Origin of the sequence: Stenotrophomonas sp. BR163 (assembly GCF_047520985.2) — a bacterium.
Taxonomy (GTDB): Bacteria; Pseudomonadota; Gammaproteobacteria; order Xanthomonadales; family Xanthomonadaceae; genus Stenotrophomonas; species Stenotrophomonas sepilia.
In genome coordinates, this window is the sequence record NZ_JAXBRE020000012.1 from 54370 (window position 1) to 71748 (window position 17379).

The following is a 17379-nucleotide window of genomic DNA, read 5'->3' on the forward strand; positions in this document are numbered from 1 at the left end:
CGTGGACGGTCTGTTCTGGAACATCCAGCTGGCCAACTACTACGCCGCCCTGGAAACCACGGCGGCGGCGGTGGCCGTGCTGATCCTGATCTCCAGCCTCGATGACCTGTTCATCGATGTCTGGTACTGGGTGCGCGAGAGCTGGCGCGCGCTGACCGTCAAGCGCCGCGACGCGTACCGGCCGCTGACCCAGGAAGACCTGCTGCAGCGGCCGGAACAGCCGCTGGCGATCATGGTGCCGGCGTGGATGGAGTACGACGTCATCGCGCAGATGGTCGAGAACATGATCAACGTGCTCGACTACCGCGAGTACGTCGTGTTCGTCGGCACCTATCCCAACGACCAGCAGACCATCGACGAAGTCGAGCGCATGCGCCGTCGCTACAAGCGCCTGCGCCGCGTGGAGGTGCCGCATGACGGACCGACCAGCAAGGCCGACTGCCTGAACTGGCTGATCCTGGCGATCTTCGACTACGAGAAGCGCCACGACATCGAGTTCGCCGGGGTGATCCTGCACGACAGCGAAGACGTGCTGCACCCGATGGAACTGCGCTTCTACAACTACCTGCTGCCGCGCAAGGGCATGATCCAGCTGCCGGTCACCTCACTGGACCGCGAATGGTACGAACTGGTGGCCGGTGTCTACATGGACGAGTTCGCCGAATGGCACGCCAAGGACCTGGTGGTGCGCGAGAGCGTGTCCGGCATGGTGCCGTCGGCCGGCGTCGGCACCTGCTTTTCGCGGCGTGCGCTGCTGGCGCTGAGCGCGCAGACCGACAACCAGCCCTTCAACACCGACAGCCTCACCGAAGATTACGACGTCGGTGCGCGGCTGGCGGCCATGGGCATGCAGTCGATCTTCGCCCGCTTCCCGGTGCAGTTCCGCGTGCGTCGGCCGTCATGGTTCGGCTGGGGGCCGGTGCGCGAGCGCACCCAGCAGATGGCGCTGTGCGTGCGTGAGTACTTCCCCGACAACTTCCGCGCCTCGTACCGGCAGAAGGCGCGCTGGGTGCTGGGCATCGGCCTGCAGAGCTGGGAGTCGCTGGGCTGGCGCGGTTCGCTGGCTACCAAGTACCTGTTGGCGCGCGATCGCAAGGGCATCATCACCTCGTTCGTCAGCATCATCGCCTACCTCATTTTCCTGCAGTTGCTGCTGTTCTGGCTGTTGAAGGCGACCGGGGTGTGGACGATGCAGTTCCCCAGCGTGTTCCAGGCCGGTACCTGGCAGATGAATGTCGCGCTGCTGACCACGGCGGCACTGGCGACCCGCGTCGTGCAGCGCTTCTACTTCGTCAACCGCCTGTACGGCTGGGAGCATGCGCTGATGTCGATCCCGCGCATGGTGGTCGGCAACATGATCAACTTCATGGCCACCGCCCGCGCATGGAAGGTGTTCCTGGCCTACCTGCTGTTCGGCAAGCGCATGGTCTGGGACAAGACCATGCACGACTTCCCCGATGCGGCACAGCTGGTGCAGACCCGCAAGCAGCTCGGTGAGCTGTTGACCACTTGGCAGGCGGTGGAACCGGAGCGGCTGCAGCAGGCGCTGGCGCAGCAGCATGCCGGCCGGCGGCAGCCGCTGGGCCGCATCCTGCTCACCCAGGGCTGGCTGGATGATGAAACCCTGGCCGAAGCCATCGCCTTCCAGGGCGACCTGCCGCGTGCGGTCATCGACATCGATTACCTGCGCGCGGGCTCATTCCCGGTCAGCGCCGATGCCTGCGTGCAGTGGCGCATGCTGCCGCTACCGCCGCGGCAGCAGCAGACACTGCGGCTGGCCGTGGCCAGCCCATTGCCCGAAGACGCGCTGGCGCTACTGAAGCAGGAAACCCGCAGCGCACACATCGAACAGAGCATCGCCCGCGAAAGCGAAATCAACGCAGGCCTGCGCCTGATCGGCGGTGACCAGCACTGGCAGCTGGACAACGTGCCCTTGCTGGGCGACCTGCTGGTGGAGATGCGCCTGATCGACCACGCGCGCTTCGAGATTGCACTGGATGCGTACAAGCCGCAGCGCGATGGCCGCATTGGCGATTACCTGGTCAAGCAGGGCATCACCACCGAGGACGCCGTCGCCCAGGCCATGCAGGAGCAGCGCCGGCGTGCGGCCGCGCTGCAGTCGCCGCCTCCCGGAGCCTTGCCGGCATGAAGACCACGCTGCTGTCCACCGTCATCGCTGTCGCCCTGGCAACGGCTACCGCGCCGGCACAGGCGCAGGCCGATGCGCCGCTGCCGTTGTCCGGTGCGGCCTACCGCGTCGCCGAGCAGGCCTTCGCCGCCTACGAGCGCGGTGATTACGCTGCGGCCTACCAGCAGTCCAGCGAAGCGATCCGGTTGCGCCCGGACGTGGTGCGGCTGCGCCTGCTGCAGATCTATGCGTTGCAGAAACTGGGCCGGCCGGCGGAGGCGCAGCAGCAGGCGCGCCGTGCACTGGATGCCGGGTTGAAGGATCCGGCCTTGCCGGCATTGGCCGCTGCCACCGCTGCGCGCAGCACGCCCCCGGATGCCCGGGGCGGGCGCGCACCCTCTCCACCGCGCGCGGCCGGCAGCGGCGCAGACCGCGCCAGGCAGCAGGCCTACACGCTGGCCACCGAGGCCTATGCTGCCTATGACGCCGGGCGCATGCGGGAAGCGGCCAGCAAGGCCGAGCAGGCCTTCCGCCAGCAGCCGAAGCAGGGTGCCTGGGCGATGCTGTGGGTGGCGGCGCTGGAAGCACAGCAACAGGCCGAACTGGCCGACGCGGCCATCGGCACGGCGCTGCAGCTGGGCGCACCGAACGTCGAGGAACTGCGCGCGCGGCGCGTGGCGCTGGCCCGCCAGCGCGCGCTGCTGCAGGCCCAGCAGGCCTACCAGTCGCTGTCCACGCAGAACGATGCGGCGGCCGTCGCGCAGGCGCGCGCCGCCGTCGAGCTTGCGCCGGATGTTGCTTCGTACCGGTTGCTGTTGATCACCGCGCAGCTGCAGCAGGGGCGGCTGGCCGACGCCGAGCGCAGCGCCGACCAGGCACTGCAGGCCGACGGCAGGGATCTCAATGCCCGGGTGATGCGCGGCTATCTGCGCCAGCGCCAGGGCAAGACCGTGCTTGCCAATGAGGACTTCGACACCGCGCTCGCCATGCCGGGGTCCACAACGCAACAGCGTAACGTGCGCCTGCTGGCCGTGGATGCGGCCCTGGCCGCTGGGGATCGCGCACGTGCGGCTGCACTGCTGGCGCCGCTGCGGTCGGTATTGCCAGCCGATGCAGGCGATGCACGCGCGCAGCAGTTGCTGCAGCAGGGCATCGAGCAGCGCGCCAGGGCGACCGGATCCAGTCGCGAGCTTCCGCGCATGAGTGCGCAGGCCTATCCAGCGCCGTTCCAGCATTGCCAATCGGATGACGCCGCCAATATCTGCGAGCTGATGCCGGCTGATCTGCAGGGCGACGGTGGCGCTGCACAGCGCGCATATGCAGCCTACGCGCGCCAGGACTTTGCCGAGGCCATAGGTGAAGCTCGGCAGGCCGTGCAACTCGCACCGGACGATGCAGACCTGCAAGGCCTGCTGACCACCACGCTGGCGGCAGGCAACCGCAGCCAGCAGGACGAAGCACGGCTGCGCCTGGATGCGACGCTGGCACAACACCCTGATGACGCGGTGGCGCTGATGCAACGCGGCTACCTCAACCAGAAGGCCCGTGAACCGGCGCGCGCACTGGCCGACTTCCGTGCCGCCGAGGCCACCGGCAAGGCACCCAAGAGCGTGGTGATCGACCAGGCGTACGCGAGTGCGGCCAACGGCGATCATCCGCAGGCGGTGTCGCTGCTGCGCAGTGCCATCGATCGCGCCGACGCCGGTGAGCTGCCTCTGGATGCGCATCAGCGCTACAACGTGCGCAATGCCATCGCCAACTATTCGCGCGAGTGGGGCGTGATCGCCTCGGCCGGCTTCCGCGGCGCGCGCCAGGCCGCGACCAATGTCGGCGGCGCGGCGATCAGTACGCCGGGCGATTCGGTGTTCAGCACGCTGGAAGCGTTCTGGCGGCCCCCGGCGTTCAACGACCAGCACGGCACGCTGGAGCTCTACACGCGGCTGCTCAACACGCTGTACGACGAGGGCGGCACCTACGAATCGATCCGCGCAGTGGACCCGTGCACCGGCGAATCGACACCCGACGCACGTGCACGCGCCGACCGTCTCAGCCGTTCGCGTTCCACCACCGGCTGGCCGTCCACCATCGCCTCGTTCGGCATGCGCTACGCCTTCGGCCAGACCGGCCTGAGCGCCGGCATCGAGCGCCGCCAGTTCCTCGGTAGTGCCACGCGCACGGGCGATGTCTATCCCGCCTCCGCGGCCGTGCAGTGCCGCCTGCAGCTGGCCCTGAACCCGCCACTGGAATCCAGCACCCTGGCCCGCTACCGCCTGGCCAGCGGTTCCGGTGGCTGGATGTCCTACCTGACCTACGGCTATTACCACGGTACCGACCTGCGCACCGACGTGAACCAGTGGTGGATGGTCAGCGGCTACGCGCAGGGCGGTTACACATGGGATGACAACAGCGCGCATTTCACCCTGGATGCACTCGATGCCAACGGCATACCGGTGCGGCGGATCGGTGATGCCAATGGGCGCCTGCATCGCGAACAGTGGTTCGCTGCCGCTGAACTGCGCGCCGGACGCAGCTTCCGTTTCGGTGCCGGGCAGACCCACTGGGTGGTCACGCCGTATGCGGTGGTGGGGGCGGACTGGCTGGACCAGCGCTCGCGCGTGCGCGACATCCGCTACCCGCTGTTTCCGGTACAGTCGTTCGCGCTCAACGATACGCAGCGCAGCTGGTCACTGGGCGCGGGGCCGGGCCTGGGCGTGCGCTACTGGTTCCGCGAGGACCACTACAACACGCCGCGTTCCTACCTCGACCTGACCGTGCAGTACCGCTTTGCGATCGGTGGCGGTGATACGCAGCGCGCCAAGGGCCTGTTCGCCACCGCCATCCTCTATTACTGAGGCAGCCCCCACCGCCGCCGCAGCGCCGCCGCCTGCGGCGTGTCCTGGGTCAGCCACGGCTCCAGCGCATAGACCAGCACGTGCTGTGCGCCGCTGTCGCGCGCCCACGCCAGCTGCCGTTGGATCCGTGCGGCATCGGCAGTCTCGCCCTTGAACCCGCTGCCATCAGCGGCGCTGCCGGGCAGTTCGCGGAACAGCTCGACGATCACATCGAAGCCGATGTCGTGCGCGTGGAAATGATCGAGCAACGGCTGAAGCTGCTGTACGTTGCCGGCGCCGGCAACGCCCACGCCGTCCTGCACCATCGGTCGCAGCGTGGCCTGGGCCAGTACCGCCTGCCATAGCGTGACCAGGTCGCCATCGGACTGCAGGCGGCTGAAGTAGCAGGAGATCGCGCAGTCACCGCCGCGCGCGCCGGTGGCGTCTGCCAGCCCGTGCAGCCATTGCGCCAGCCATTGCTGGCGGGCCGGATCGGCCCAGTGGTACTGCTCCAGTTCGTAGGGCAGGTACCAGCCCCCGAAGGCCGGCTGCTCGGCCCACGGCGCCTGTGCCAACCAGCTGCGTGCGTGCGCCAGGCTGTCGGCCAGGAACGCCTGCAGCGCGGCGTCGTCGGCGCCGATCGCCTGCCACCAGCGCTGCTGGAAGGGTAGGCCGACACGGATGCGCAGGTTGTTCTGGCTGGCGGCGGTGAACAGCTGATGCAGGCTGCCGTCGGGCAGTGACCAGTCGCCGTCACTGCCGCCGACGATGCCGGTCCATTGCAGCACCAGCTGACGGCAGCCCAGCGTATGTGCAAGCTTCAACGAGCGCTGCCAGTCGGCCGGTCCCCACTGCAGGTGGCTGCGCCAGGGCTGCAGGAAGGTGCCGTCGACCTGCACCGGCACCGAGCAGCCGGGCAGGGTGGCGAGCGTACCGGCCAACGGCGCCAGCACGGCCGCTCGCAGCAGGCGGCGGCGCAATGGCGAAGACGGATCTGCGGGAAGGACGGGCGCAACCATGCCCGCATCATCCCAGAGCACCGTGCGCAGCAGGTGAACCCAGCAACGGGTAGTGCCGGCCGCTGGCCGGCACCACCGCGTGCTTACTCCAACGCGTAGCGCAGGGTGAACAGCACCGCCACCAGCCATACCGCCGGATGCACTTCGCGCCAGCGGCCGGTGCCGGCCTTCAGCGCCGCATACGCGATGAAGCCAAACGCCAGGCCATTCGCGATGGAGTAGGTGAACGGCATCGCCAGCGCACACAGCGCGGCCGGCACCGATTCAGTCAGGTCGCTCCAGTCCACTTCCACCAGTTCGCGCAGCATCAGGCCGGCCACGAACAGCAGCGCCGGTGCGGTGGCATAGCTGGGCACCATCGCCGCCAGCGGCGAGAACAGCAGCGCGGCCAGGAACAGCGCCGACACGACCAGCGCGGTCAGGCCGGTGCGCCCGCCCACCTGCACGCCCGAAGCACTTTCAGCGAAAGCGGTGGTGCTGCTGGTGCCGAGCACCGAACCGGCCACGATGGCGGTGCTGTCGGCCAGCAACGCGCGGCCGAAGCGCTTCTGCGCGCCCGGCAGCTTCAGCAGACCGGCGCGGCCGACCACGCCGTACAGGGTGCCGGTGGCATCGAACACTTCCACCAGCACGAACACCAGCACCACCTGCAGCAGCACCGCGATCGGTGCGCCGCCGTCATGGTGCAGCAGGCCCGGCAGGTCCAGCTGCAGGAAGGTGGGGGCCAGGCTCGGCGGCAGCGAGACCAGGCCCTGGTACTGCACGTCGCCCAATGCCCAGCCCGCACCGGTCACCGCCAGGATGCCGATCAGGATCGCGCCGCGGATCCGGCGTGCTTCCAGCACTGCGATCAACAGGAAACCGGCCAGCGCCAGCAGTGGCGGCGCCGTATTCAACGGGCCCAGCGCCACCAGCGTGTCTTCGTTGCCGACGATCACGCCGGATTTCTGCAGCGCGATGATCGCCAGGAACAGGCCGATGCCGGCCACGATCGCCGAGCGCAGCGACGAAGGGATGCCCGACACCAGCCATGCCCGCACACCGGTCAGCGACAACACCAGGAACACCAGGCCGGAGATGAACACCGCCCCTAGCGCCTGCTGCCACGGCAGGCCGGCAGCGCCGACCACGGTGAACGCGAAGAACGCGTTCAGGCCCATGCCCGGTGCCATGCCGACCGGGAAGTTGGCCGCCAGCGCCATTACCGCCGAACCCAGCGCGGCGGCCAGGCAGGTGGCCACGAACACCGCACCCGCATCCATGCCGGTGGTGCCGAGGATCTCCGGGTTGACGAAGACGATGTAGGACATCGTCAGGAAGGTGGTGATGCCGGCCAGCAGCTCGGTACGCACGGTGGTGCCGTGCTGCTGCAGCTGGAACATGCGCTCGAACAGGGACATGGGGATTCTCGCGACGATAAGGTGTCACGACCAACGGTCGTGACCTACCCGAATGCAGAACGTGGGTACCGACCGTTGGTGGTGGGTACCGACCGTTGGTCGGTACGCTTCAAAGCGTCACCACCAACGGTGGTGACCTACCGAAAGGAGAAAGGCCGCGCGAGCGCGGCCTTTCCGGTTGCCTTACTTCAGCGCCTTGAAGCGCAGGCGCTTGGGCGCAGCGTCATCGCCCATCCGGCGCTTCTTGTCTTCCTCGTACTCGCGGTAGTTGCCCTGGAAGAACTCCACGTGCGAGTCGCCTTCGAAAGCGATGATGTGCGTGGCGATGCGGTCCAGGAACCAGCGGTCGTGCGAGATCACGAAGGTGTTGCCCGGGAACTCCAGCAGCGCGTCTTCCAGTGCACGCAGGGTTTCGATGTCCAGGTCGTTGGACGGTTCGTCGAGCAGCAGCACGTTGCCGCCCTGCAGCAGGGTCTTGGCCATGTGCAGGCGGCCACGCTCACCACCGGACAGCGAACCGACCATCTTCTGCTGGTCCTGGCCCTTGAAGTTGAAGCGGCCGATGTAGGCGCGCGACTGGATCTCGATGCCGTTGATGTTGAGGATGTCCAGGCCGCCGGCGATTTCCTGGAAGACGTTGTGGTTGCCTTCCAGCTTGTCGCGGCTCTGGTCCACGTAGGACAGCTGCACGGTCGGGCCGATCACGATCTCGCCCGAATCCGGCTTTTCCTGGCCGGTGATCATCTTGAACAGGGTCGACTTGCCGGCGCCGTTCGGGCCGATGATGCCGACGATCGCGCCCGGCGGAATCAGCATCGACAGGTTGTCGATCAGCAGGCGGTCGCCGAACTTCTTGGAGACGTTCTTGAACTCCATCACCATGTTGCCCAGGCGCTCGCCCGGCGGGATGAAGATTTCGTTGGTCTCGTTGCGCTTCTGGTAGTCCTGCGACTGCAGTTCTTCCAGGCGGGCCAGACGGGCCTTGCCCTTGGAACGGCCGCCCTTGGCGTTCTGGCGCGACCACTCCAGTTCCTTCTGGATCGCCTTCTGGCGGGCCTTTTCCTGGTTTTCTTCCTGCTTCAGGCGTTCATCCTTCTGCACCAGCCATTCGGTGTAGTTGCCCTTCCACGGAATGCCGCGGCCGCGGTCCAGTTCCAGGATCCACTCGGCGGCGTTGTCCAGGAAGTAGCGATCGTGGGTGACGGCCACCACGGTGCCGGTGTAACGCGCCAGGAACTGCTCCAGCCATTCAACCGACTCGGCGTCGAGGTGGTTGGTCGGTTCGTCCAGCAGCAGCATGTCCGGCTTCTGCAGCAGCAGGCGGCACAGTGCCACGCGGCGCTTTTCACCACCGGACAGGTTGGCGATCTTGGCGTCCCACGGCGGCAGGCGCAGCGCATCGGCGGCCACGTCCAGCTGGTTTTCCAGGGTGTGGGCATCACCGGCGGCCAGGATCGCCTCCAGGCGCTCCTGCTCCTTGGCCAGCGCGTCGAAGTCGGCACCTTCTTCGGCGTAGGCGGCGTACACCGCTTCCAGCGCCGCCTGGGCCTGCAGCACTTCGCCCACGCCTTCCTCGACCGACTCGCGCACGGTCTTGTTCGGGTCCAGTTCCGGTTCCTGTGCCAGGTAGCCGACCTTGATGCCCGGCTGCGGGCGGGCCTCGCCCTCGAAATCGGTGTCCACGCCGGCCATGATCTTCAGCACGGTGGACTTGCCGGCGCCGTTCAGGCCCAGCAGGCCGATCTTCGCGCCCGGGAAGAAGGACAGCGAGATGTCCTTGATGATCTGCCGCTTGGGCGGGACCACCTTGGACACGCGGTTCATGGTGTAGATGTATTGCGAGGACATGAGGTCTCCGTAGGCGCGGCCCTGCGCCCGGCCCATCACGGGAACATCCCGTTGTGGCAGCGGGCACAGACTGGAAAGGAATACCGCCAATTATAGCCGGAACCGGTTCCGGGCCGCGCCCGTGGCAGGGGCGCTGGCTGGCCGTGGCCTGAATACTCCGTCACAGTCCTGCAGCGGGAAGCGTTTCCAGCCGGAAACGGTTCAGATCGGGTGCGCAATATGGGCTCACCACCACCCAAGCAGAGGTCTGACATGCGCATCAATCGAGTAATGGCCAGCGCCGTGGCCTCTGTGCTGGCGCTCGGCGCCGTGGCCCCGGCCTTTGCCGACAACGACCACCGTCGCGGCCATGACCGCCGCGAGTGGCGCGAGGACCGCCGCGAATGGCGACAGGACCGCCGTGACTGGGAACGCGACCGCCGCGAGGCACGCCGCGACTGGGAGCGCGACCGCCGCGACTGGCACCGCGACCACGACCGCTACTACCGTCCGGCCCCGCCGCCGCCGCGCGTGGTCTACCGCCCGGCCTACGGCCCGGGCTACGGCTGGAAGGTCGGCCACCGCTACCGCGATTACTACCGCGGCCCGATCTATGTGGTGAACGACTACCCGCGCTACCACCTGCGCCGCCCGCCGTATGGGCACCACTGGATCCGCGACGACCGCGGCAACATGCTGCTGGTGGCGGTGGCGACCGGCATCATCGCCGACTACATCATCAACAGTCGCTGAGGATCGCGGCTGGGGTCGGATCCCTTTCCACGGAAAGGTCTGTGATCCCACAACGTCCCTCGAAACCATACGGGGCCGGATTCCTTCGGGAGTGCCGGCCCCGGCCTTTCCGGCCCCGGCAGGCCGGTGCGGGGCTACAATCAGGGGCTGAGCCGTACCCCTTTCCCTGCCTGCTGGAGTACCCGATGTTCCCGCGTGACGTCCGCATCGAAACCTACGATCCCGAACTGGCCAAGGCCATCGCCGCTGAGACCCAGCGCCAGGAAGACCACGTCGAGCTGATCGCCAGCGAGAACTACACCAGCCCGGCCGTAATGGAAGCCCAGGGCAGCCAGCTGACCAACAAGTACGCCGAAGGCTATCCGGGCAAGCGCTACTACGGTGGCTGCGAATACGTGGACATCGCCGAGCAGCTGGCGATCGACCGCCTCAAGCAGCTGTTCGGCGCCGACTACGCCAACGTGCAGCCGCACAGCGGCTCGCAGGCCAACCAGGCCGTGTACTTCGCCCTGCTGCAGCCGGGTGACACCATCCTCGGCATGAGCCTGGCCCACGGCGGCCACCTCACCCACGGTGCCAAGGTCAATGCCTCGGGCAAGCTGTTCAACGCCGTGCAGTACGGCGTCAACGACCAGGGCCTGATCGATTACGACGAGGTCGAGCGCCTGGCCCTGGAGCACAAGCCGAAGATGGTCGTGGCCGGCTTCTCGGCCTACTCGCAGGTGATCGACTGGGCGCGCTTCCGCGCCATCGCCGACAAGGTCGGTGCCTACCTGTTCGTGGACATGGCCCATGTCGCGGGCCTGGTCGCCGCCGGCGTCTACCCGAGCCCGCTGGACCACGCCCACGTCGTCACCTCGACCACCCACAAGACCCTGCGCGGCCCGCGTGGCGGCATCATCATCGCCAAGGGCGCCGACGAAGACCTGGTCAAGAAGCTGCAGTCGATCGTGTTCCCGGGCATCCAGGGCGGTCCGCTGATGCACGTCATCGCCGGCAAGGCTGTGGCCTTCAAGGAAGCGCTGGAACCGGGCTTCAAGGCCTACCAGCAGCAGGTGGTGAAGAACGCCCAGGCGATGGCCAACACGCTGATCGCGCGGGGCTACAAGATCGTTTCCGGCGGCACCCAGAACCACCTGATGCTGGTCGACATGATCGGCAAGGACGTGTCCGGCAAGGATGCGGAAGCTGCGCTGGGCAAGGCTCACATAACCGTCAACAAGAACTCGGTGCCGAACGACCCGCGTTCTCCGTTCGTGACCTCGGGCCTGCGCCTGGGCACCCCGGCCGTGACCACCCGTGGCTACGTCGAGCAGGACTGCGTGGACCTGGCCAACTGGATCGCCGACGTGCTGGACGCACCGAACGATGATGCCGTCATCGCCCGCGTGCGCGACGCGGTCAGCGCGCAGTGCCGCAAGTACCCGGTCTACGGCTGATCGGCGCAGGGGGTCGGATCCCTTCCCGCAGGGAAGGGCTCTGACCCCGTCACCAGGAATCCCGCGCATGGATGAGCGCCGCCTCAAGTATCTGTACGCCACCCTGGCGGTGGCATTCGGCCTGCCCAGCCTGGTGGTGGGCGGTGCCGCGGCGACGATGCTGCTGCTGACGGGGCTGGGCCAGTTCGGCCATGGCACGCTGGCCGCGGTGACGGTGATGCCGCTGTGGGGCCTCGCCGGCATTGCCGGCTGCCTGGCCTGGTTGTGGCTCAGCGCCGGGTATCTGCTGCAGGGGCGTGCCGGGCTGCAGGTGCATCGCCTCTGGTGGTGGCTGCTGCTGGCCGGCGGTCTTGCCGCCGTACCCCCGCTGGGGCTGGCGCTGTGGTGGAGCATCACCGTCCACGCCGAAGGCATCGCCCTGTTGCTGTTGGGCCCGTCGATGCTGGTGCCGGCGGCGATGCTGGTGTGGATCAAGCGCCGCGCATGACGTGGCCCATGGAAGGACGTCGAACGCATGGATGAGCGCCTGCACAAACGCGCGATGGCGATTGCCGGCCTGCTGGTAGGCCTGCCCACCGTGGCGGCAGGCGGCACGGGTGCCGTGCTGGGGCTGATGGCCGTATGGGACGGCAAGTACCTGACGGGCGACGAGTACACGCTGTTGCTGCTGTGGTCGTCGGCCGGAGTGCTCGGCCTGCTGTCCTGGATGTGGCTGAGCGGCCTCTTCCTGTGGCGTGGTCGCGCAGGCCTGCATCAGGCGCCGGTGGTCGCATGGATTGGCCTGGTGCTGGGAATACTGGCCGCGCTGGGTGTCGTCGCCGCCACGCTGTATTTCACCTTCAAGGAAGGGGAGACCTCGACCTTGGGCTTTCTCGGGTTTGGCCCACTGCTGCTGGTGCTGGCCGCGCACCTGTTGTGGTTGCGCTGGGGCGTGACCGACGCTGTGTGACGGGTGCTTGGAAGTTTCAGAGAAATTGCATGGTGTGCTGCAGGCGTCAGGACTAGGGTCTTCCGAGCTAATGAAAGGAGCCCCCGATGCAATCCTGGCGCCGCCGACAAGGCCTCTACCTGCTTGTCCACAGCCTTCTTTTTTCCATTCCCTGCGCGTTGGCCGGCCTGTTGGGTTCGCTGCTGCTGCTGCTAGGGGTATGGGCGCAAGGCGGTGACAACAGCGCAGTTCTTGGATTGCTTGCGATGTGGGGTGTCCTGTCCGTGACGGCGATCCCACCGGTTTATCAGCTTGTAAACACGTGGCAGATGCGCGGACCGGATGGATTGAAGCCCGCCTCGCCAGTGCTGGAGACGCTGTTTCTAGTGTCAGGTGCTCAGGCTGTGTCCGCGTTGGTGATAACAGTTTCAAGTCTTGGAGTGCATCCGATACTGCTGATATTGGCAATCGGTTGGGGGGCTCCCTGGATCAGCCTTGCCTACCACTTCCGATGGCTGTCGAAGGCCTGCGGGCGCCAGTGAAGAAAAACGGAATTTGCTGCCTGGCCCCTTCTCAGGTACCTTTGCGACGCTGCCATGATGGTGGCAATTGCTCCCTGAGCCAGGCGTTCCATGCATTGCCCCTTCTGCCAACATGCCGATACCCGGGTCATCGACTCGCGCGTCTCTGAAGACGGCGCGACGATTCGCCGTCGGCGGGAATGCGAAGCCTGCGGCGAGCGCTTCAGCACCCTGGAAACGGTCGAGCTGAAGCTGCCGGCCATCGTCAAGAGCGATGGCACCCGCGAAGCGTTCGACCAGCGCAAGGTCCGCGCGGGGTTCGACCGCGCGCTGCAGAAGCGTGCGGTTCCCGAAGACAAGATCGAAGCGGCGGTACGTGCGGTGGTGCACCAGCTGCGCATCAGCGGCGAGCGCGAAGTGCCCTCGATCAAGGTCGGCGAGTTCGTCATGAACGAACTGCGCAAGCTCGACCACGTGGGCTATGTGCGCTTCGCTTCGGTCTACCGCAGCTTCGAGGACGTGGCCGATTTCCGCGAGGAGATCGAGAAGCTCGAGCGCGACCTGCCGTCCAGCACCGAACAGCTCCAGCTGCTGGGCGATGTGATCGCCCTGACCAAGAAGAAGAAGGGCTGACCGACACCGCTGTGGTGGCACGGAGGCGCCCATGATCTGGTGGGTGCCAACCTTGGTTGGCACGGAGGTGTCCATCCACGCATGGCGTGGATCTACCGATGGCGTGCATCCACACCGGCGGCGTTACCATGGCCGCATGACACCTTCGTTCTCCGTCCTCGACCACCTGCACATGGCCAACGCGCTGCGCCTGGCCGAGCGCGCTGCCTATACCACCCGGCCCAACCCGATGGTCGGCTGCGTGATCGCCCACGGCGAACGCGTAGTAGGGCAGGGCTGGCACCAGCGCGCAGGCGGCCCGCATGCCGAGGTGTTCGCGCTGCGCGAAGCCGGCAGCGAGGCCCGCGGTGCGACCGCTTACGTCACCCTGGAGCCCTGCGCCCACTACGGGCGCACGCCGCCGTGCGCACTGGCGCTGATTGAAGCGGGCGTGACGCGCGTGGTGGCCGCGATGCGCGATCCGTTCCCGAAGGTTGATGGCGGTGGCTTCGAACTGCTGCGCAATGCGGGTATCGAGGTTGCCGAAGGACTGATGGCGGCGCCGGCGCGCGAGCTCAACAAGGGCTTCCTGTCGCGCGTGGAGCGCAACCGCCCGTGGCTGCGGGTGAAGCTGGCCGCCAGCCTCGATGGCCGCACCGCGATGGCCGACGGCAGCTCCAAGTGGATCACCGGGCCGGCCGCGCGCGAGGACGTGCAGCACTGGCGCGCTCGCGCCGGTGCGATCCTGACTGGCGCCGATACCGTGCTGGCCGACGACCCGATGTTGACCGTGCGCCTGGCCGGTACCGAAGTGATGCCACCACTGCGCGTGGTGCTCGATTCGCGCCTGCGCTCGCTCGAATGCAGCCGTGTGCGCGAGGGCGGTGCGCCGACGCTGTACCTGCACGATGCAGCGGTGAGTGCACCGGATGCGGCCGACGCCGAATTTGCCAGCGTGCCCTGCGTTGAAGGGCGGCTGGACCTGGGCGCGGTGCTGGCGCTGCTGGCCGAGCGCGGCATCAACGAAGTGCATACCGAAGCCGGCGCGACGCTGGCCGGTGCGCTGCTGCGCGGTGGCTGGGTGGACGAACTGCTGCTCTACCAGGCCCCCACGTTGCTGGGCGACAACGGACGCCCGCTGCTGGCCGGCCTCGGCATCGATGCCATGGAGCAGCAGCGCCGCCTGCACGTGGTTGACCAGTGCCAGGTCGGCGAGGACATCCGGCTGCTGTTGCGCCCGTGAGGCAATGGCGGGGCACTGGCCCCGTTCCGGTGCCTCAGGTGCCCTCGTCCTCGTGGGCGGGGCACTGCTCTTTCCATTGCTGCTTCCACAGCACATGCAGGTCACGGCAGTAGGCACCGAGTGCTTCTCCCGTCAGTTGCGTTGACTTCCACCGCAGCCTGCGCCGGCTGATGCCCTGGTCGTACTCGTCCGGCAGTACCGACGGTGCGCACTGATCGTGGTACTGCAGGAACGCGCGGCAATCGTCGTTCTCGCTCAGTTGCGCGTCGATGTCGCGGTCGCGCAGCTGGGTCGACTCGAACGCAACCGAAGGTTGCACGAAGAAGGTCCTGGGTCTGGACGCTTCGGCCTGCCAGCACGCCATCAGCGCGACAAGCAGGACCGTGGTCGAGGTTATGCGGTGCTTCATGCTGTTGCCCTCGTGGAAGAGGGCAACAGCATTGATCACGCAGTGTGCGCACGGCCATGCAACGGTTCTGAAAGTGCCATTGATCCTGCTGCAGGCAACGGCGCTACATCGTGCTTATGTGCACTCGTCGGTCCACATCATCTCGGCGATCGGGCGCAGCGCCTTGCACTCCTGCGTCATCTCATCGGCTGAATTGACCTGTGCCTTGGCCTTCAGCTCCTCGGCCATCGCATCCACGCCGCTGATCTGGTCGGGTGCGACCTTCGCCACGCAGCTGCGGTGCTGCTGCAGCAGCAGGTCGCAGCCGGGTACGCCGGTCACCTTCGGTGCGCTGGCCGCCTGCACGTCCTGCATCCATTCCTCGAACGGTGCCAGCGCCCCGGTCACGGTGCCCACCAGATCATCGAAGTTGCCGCTGTACCAGTAGCCGTTGTCCTTGGCCGGGTACAGGGTGAAGGTGCCGCTGACCGGCACGCGCGCGCCGCTCTGCAGCGCCTGGGTGTAGGCGTCGGTGAACTGCTTGCGCGAGGCCGGGCTGGCGTCGGCGGCAAGGCTGGCGGCGAACAGCGGACGTACCTTGCCCAGGTCGGGCACCTGGCAGCTGAAGGTGATGCGCGCCAGCTTCTGGTCGTCCACGTACTCGTTGTCTTCAATCACGCTCTTGCTGGCGCGGCACCTCGAATCACGCAGGGCCTTGGCATACATCGCCTCGCTGGCGGCCGCGTCGGCCTTGGCGCCGGTGCTGGCAAGCACGACCTGCCACGGTTCGGCCAGCGCCTTGGCCAATGCGCCCGGGTTCGGGGTTACCGCGTCCTGGCCGTCGAAGGCGGGCTTCAGCGCATCGTTGAGGGTGCGGGTCGCGGCGGCGTCGTCTTCCAGCAGGACGCGGGCATACAGATCGAAGGCCTGTTCGGGCGTCAGTGTGGCCGGGGCGGCGCTGGCCAGCAGCGGGGCAGCCAGCAGGGCGCTGGCCAGCAGGGTACGCAAGGGGGTCTTCATGACGGTGTTTCCTGTTCCAGAGGCGCGCAAGCCTAGCGCATCTTTGCGCAGGCCCGACGGCGCCCTGTGATCACGTGCCGACGCGCGGGGCAAAAAAAACGGGCCCCTTGCGGGGCCCGTTCGATCGCACGACGAGGAGCGACCGTTGGATCAGAAGCTGGCGCGGACGCCGGCCGAGTACTGGGTGACGTCGCGGTAGCCGGAGATCTCGCCCACCAGGCCCCAGGTCTTGGTGAAGTTGATCTGGCCGCCAACAGTGCCGACCCAGGTGCCCTTGTAGTTGTTGCCGCCATCCATGTAGCCGGCCTTGGCCCAGGCTTCGGTCATGCGCGACGGCTTGCCGCGGATGCCCATGGTGACGCGGCCCAGGTTGGTGTGGTCCTTGCCGTGGTAACGCACACCGTCATAACGCAGTGTCGATTCGGCGTTCTGGCGCACCCAGGCGGCATCGGCGGTGAAGTCCAGGCGGTCGGTCCACGGCATGTGGTAGCCGATACCCAGCTCCGGCTGGTTCAGTTCCAGCTTCAGCGAATCTTCGCCGTAGTGGCGGGTCTTGCTGGTGCGCGACCAGCCACCGAACACGTAGACCTGCTCGGCCAGCGCGACCGAACCGCGCAGGTAGCCACCGTCGACCTTCGGGTCGTCCAGCAGGTTGTCGTCAACCTGGACCTGGGTCCAGCCGCCTTCAACGTAGGTGTAGCTCAGGGCCTCGGCCGAAGCCGAGAACGGGGCGGTGGCCAGCAGCGCGGCCACGATCAGGATCTTGCGCATGGGAATTCCTGTGAGTTTCAGTCCATTGGCGGGCCTGCCCTCGCGGCTGCCCGTGGCGACCTCATGTCGTCCGCTGCGGATTTTAATGAAAGTTTTACAAAATGCGAGAGACGGCCGTCACAGGCCAGGCAGGAGTGGCCAGGGTTCGGATCCGTTTTCCACCGGAAAACGGCTCTGACCCCTCCGCCCATCCGACAGGCCCCGGGCCAGACCCTGTTCTGCGGAGGGGGCCCAGACCTTGAGCATCCCACCCCGTTCAGGCCGGGCTGGTACACTGACCAGGCCGGTTCGCCGGTACACAAACGTCTTCAGGGCGGGGTGCAATTCCCCACCGGCGGTAGGTGCGCAAGCACGAGCCCGCGAGCGCCCCGGCCCACGGCCGGGGGTCAGCAGATCCGGTCCAATGCCGGAGCCGACGGTCATAGTCCGGATGAAAGAAGACGGTGCCACAGGGCTCTTGCCCTGCGTGCACCTGTTTGCCTTGCGGCGTTTTTCGCTC

General features: G+C 67.2%; 15 protein-coding genes and 1 riboswitch. Of the genes, 9 read left to right on the forward strand and 6 right to left on the reverse strand.

Features of this window, described 5'->3' with window-relative positions; genetic code table 11:
- Position 1: 1 nt before the first annotated feature.
- On the forward strand, positions 2-2149 hold the full coding sequence (locus tag ACM0PY_RS11780; RefSeq protein ID WP_414609388.1) for a glycosyl transferase family protein: 2148 nt from the start codon (positions 2-4) through the stop codon (positions 2147-2149).
- Complete coding sequence (locus ACM0PY_RS11785; RefSeq protein WP_180885652.1) at positions 2146-4980, forward strand: NfrA family protein; 2835 nt, start codon at positions 2146-2148, stop codon at positions 4978-4980. Before ACM0PY_RS11780 ends, ACM0PY_RS11785 begins: the two co-directional genes overlap by 4 nt.
- Here ACM0PY_RS11785 and ACM0PY_RS11790 read toward each other — a convergent pair.
- From ACM0PY_RS11790 to ettA, 3 genes are all read right to left on the reverse strand, one after another.
- Complete coding sequence (locus ACM0PY_RS11790; RefSeq protein WP_180885650.1) at positions 4974-5978, reverse strand: DUF4434 domain-containing protein; 1005 nt, start codon at positions 5976-5978, stop codon at positions 4974-4976. The two genes, ACM0PY_RS11785 and ACM0PY_RS11790, sit on opposite strands and share 7 nt — an antisense overlap.
- Before the next feature lie 83 nt (positions 5979-6061).
- Positions 6062-7378, reverse strand: coding sequence for an NCS2 family permease (locus ACM0PY_RS11795; protein WP_070488733.1), 1317 nt, complete (start codon positions 7376-7378; stop codon positions 6062-6064).
- A gap of 183 nt (positions 7379-7561) precedes the next feature.
- The gene (gene ettA, locus ACM0PY_RS11800) at positions 7562-9226 is read right to left on the reverse strand and encodes an energy-dependent translational throttle protein EttA (RefSeq protein ID WP_005415249.1); all 1665 of its coding nucleotides are present in this window, start codon (positions 9224-9226) and stop codon (positions 7562-7564) included.
- 252 nt (positions 9227-9478) lie between these two features.
- Here ettA and ACM0PY_RS11805 point away from each other — a divergent pair, with 252 nt between their 5' ends.
- The 7 genes from ACM0PY_RS11805 to ribD all read left to right on the forward strand — a co-directional run bounded on the left by ACM0PY_RS11805 (position 9479) and on the right by ribD (position 14701).
- Positions 9479-9958, forward strand: a complete 480-nt coding sequence (locus ACM0PY_RS11805) for an RcnB family protein (RefSeq protein ID WP_049414548.1) — start codon at positions 9479-9481, stop codon at positions 9956-9958.
- A gap of 185 nt (positions 9959-10143) precedes the next feature.
- The gene (gene glyA / locus ACM0PY_RS11810; RefSeq protein ID WP_057494411.1) at positions 10144-11397 is read left to right on the forward strand and encodes a serine hydroxymethyltransferase; all 1254 of its coding nucleotides are present in this window, start codon (positions 10144-10146) and stop codon (positions 11395-11397) included.
- A 67-nt stretch (positions 11398-11464) separates the two neighbouring features.
- Positions 11465-11884 (forward strand): hypothetical protein, encoded by a 420-nt coding sequence (locus tag ACM0PY_RS11815; protein WP_072167831.1) that lies wholly within the window; start codon positions 11465-11467, stop codon positions 11882-11884.
- 27 nt (positions 11885-11911) lie between these two features.
- Complete coding sequence (locus ACM0PY_RS11820) at positions 11912-12346, forward strand: hypothetical protein (protein WP_134971998.1); 435 nt, start codon at positions 11912-11914, stop codon at positions 12344-12346.
- Between the two features lie 86 nt (positions 12347-12432).
- Positions 12433-12867, forward strand: a complete 435-nt coding sequence (locus ACM0PY_RS11825; RefSeq protein ID WP_180885648.1) for a hypothetical protein — start codon at positions 12433-12435, stop codon at positions 12865-12867.
- A gap of 90 nt (positions 12868-12957) precedes the next feature.
- The gene (gene nrdR / locus ACM0PY_RS11830; protein WP_005415256.1) at positions 12958-13479 is read left to right on the forward strand and encodes a transcriptional regulator NrdR; all 522 of its coding nucleotides are present in this window, start codon (positions 12958-12960) and stop codon (positions 13477-13479) included.
- A 136-nt stretch (positions 13480-13615) separates the two neighbouring features.
- Positions 13616-14701, forward strand: a complete 1086-nt coding sequence (ribD, locus tag ACM0PY_RS11835; protein WP_134972002.1) for a bifunctional diaminohydroxyphosphoribosylaminopyrimidine deaminase/5-amino-6-(5-phosphoribosylamino)uracil reductase RibD — start codon at positions 13616-13618, stop codon at positions 14699-14701.
- 34 nt (positions 14702-14735) lie between these two features.
- On the opposite strand, the gene ACM0PY_RS11840 is transcribed toward ribD, so the two are convergent.
- The 3 genes from ACM0PY_RS11840 to ACM0PY_RS11850 form a co-directional block, all read right to left on the reverse strand.
- Positions 14736-15110, reverse strand: coding sequence for a hypothetical protein (locus ACM0PY_RS11840; RefSeq protein WP_180885646.1), 375 nt, complete (start codon positions 15108-15110; stop codon positions 14736-14738).
- A gap of 114 nt (positions 15111-15224) precedes the next feature.
- Positions 15225-16109 (reverse strand): hypothetical protein, encoded by an 885-nt coding sequence (locus ACM0PY_RS11845; RefSeq protein WP_134972004.1) that lies wholly within the window; start codon positions 16107-16109, stop codon positions 15225-15227.
- A gap of 150 nt (positions 16110-16259) precedes the next feature.
- On the reverse strand, positions 16260-16880 hold the full coding sequence (locus ACM0PY_RS11850) for a hypothetical protein (protein WP_134972006.1): 621 nt from the start codon (positions 16878-16880) through the stop codon (positions 16260-16262).
- Between the two features lie 300 nt (positions 16881-17180).
- Positions 17181-17326, forward strand: a riboswitch (FMN riboswitch).
- Positions 17327-17379 lie beyond the last annotated feature (53 nt).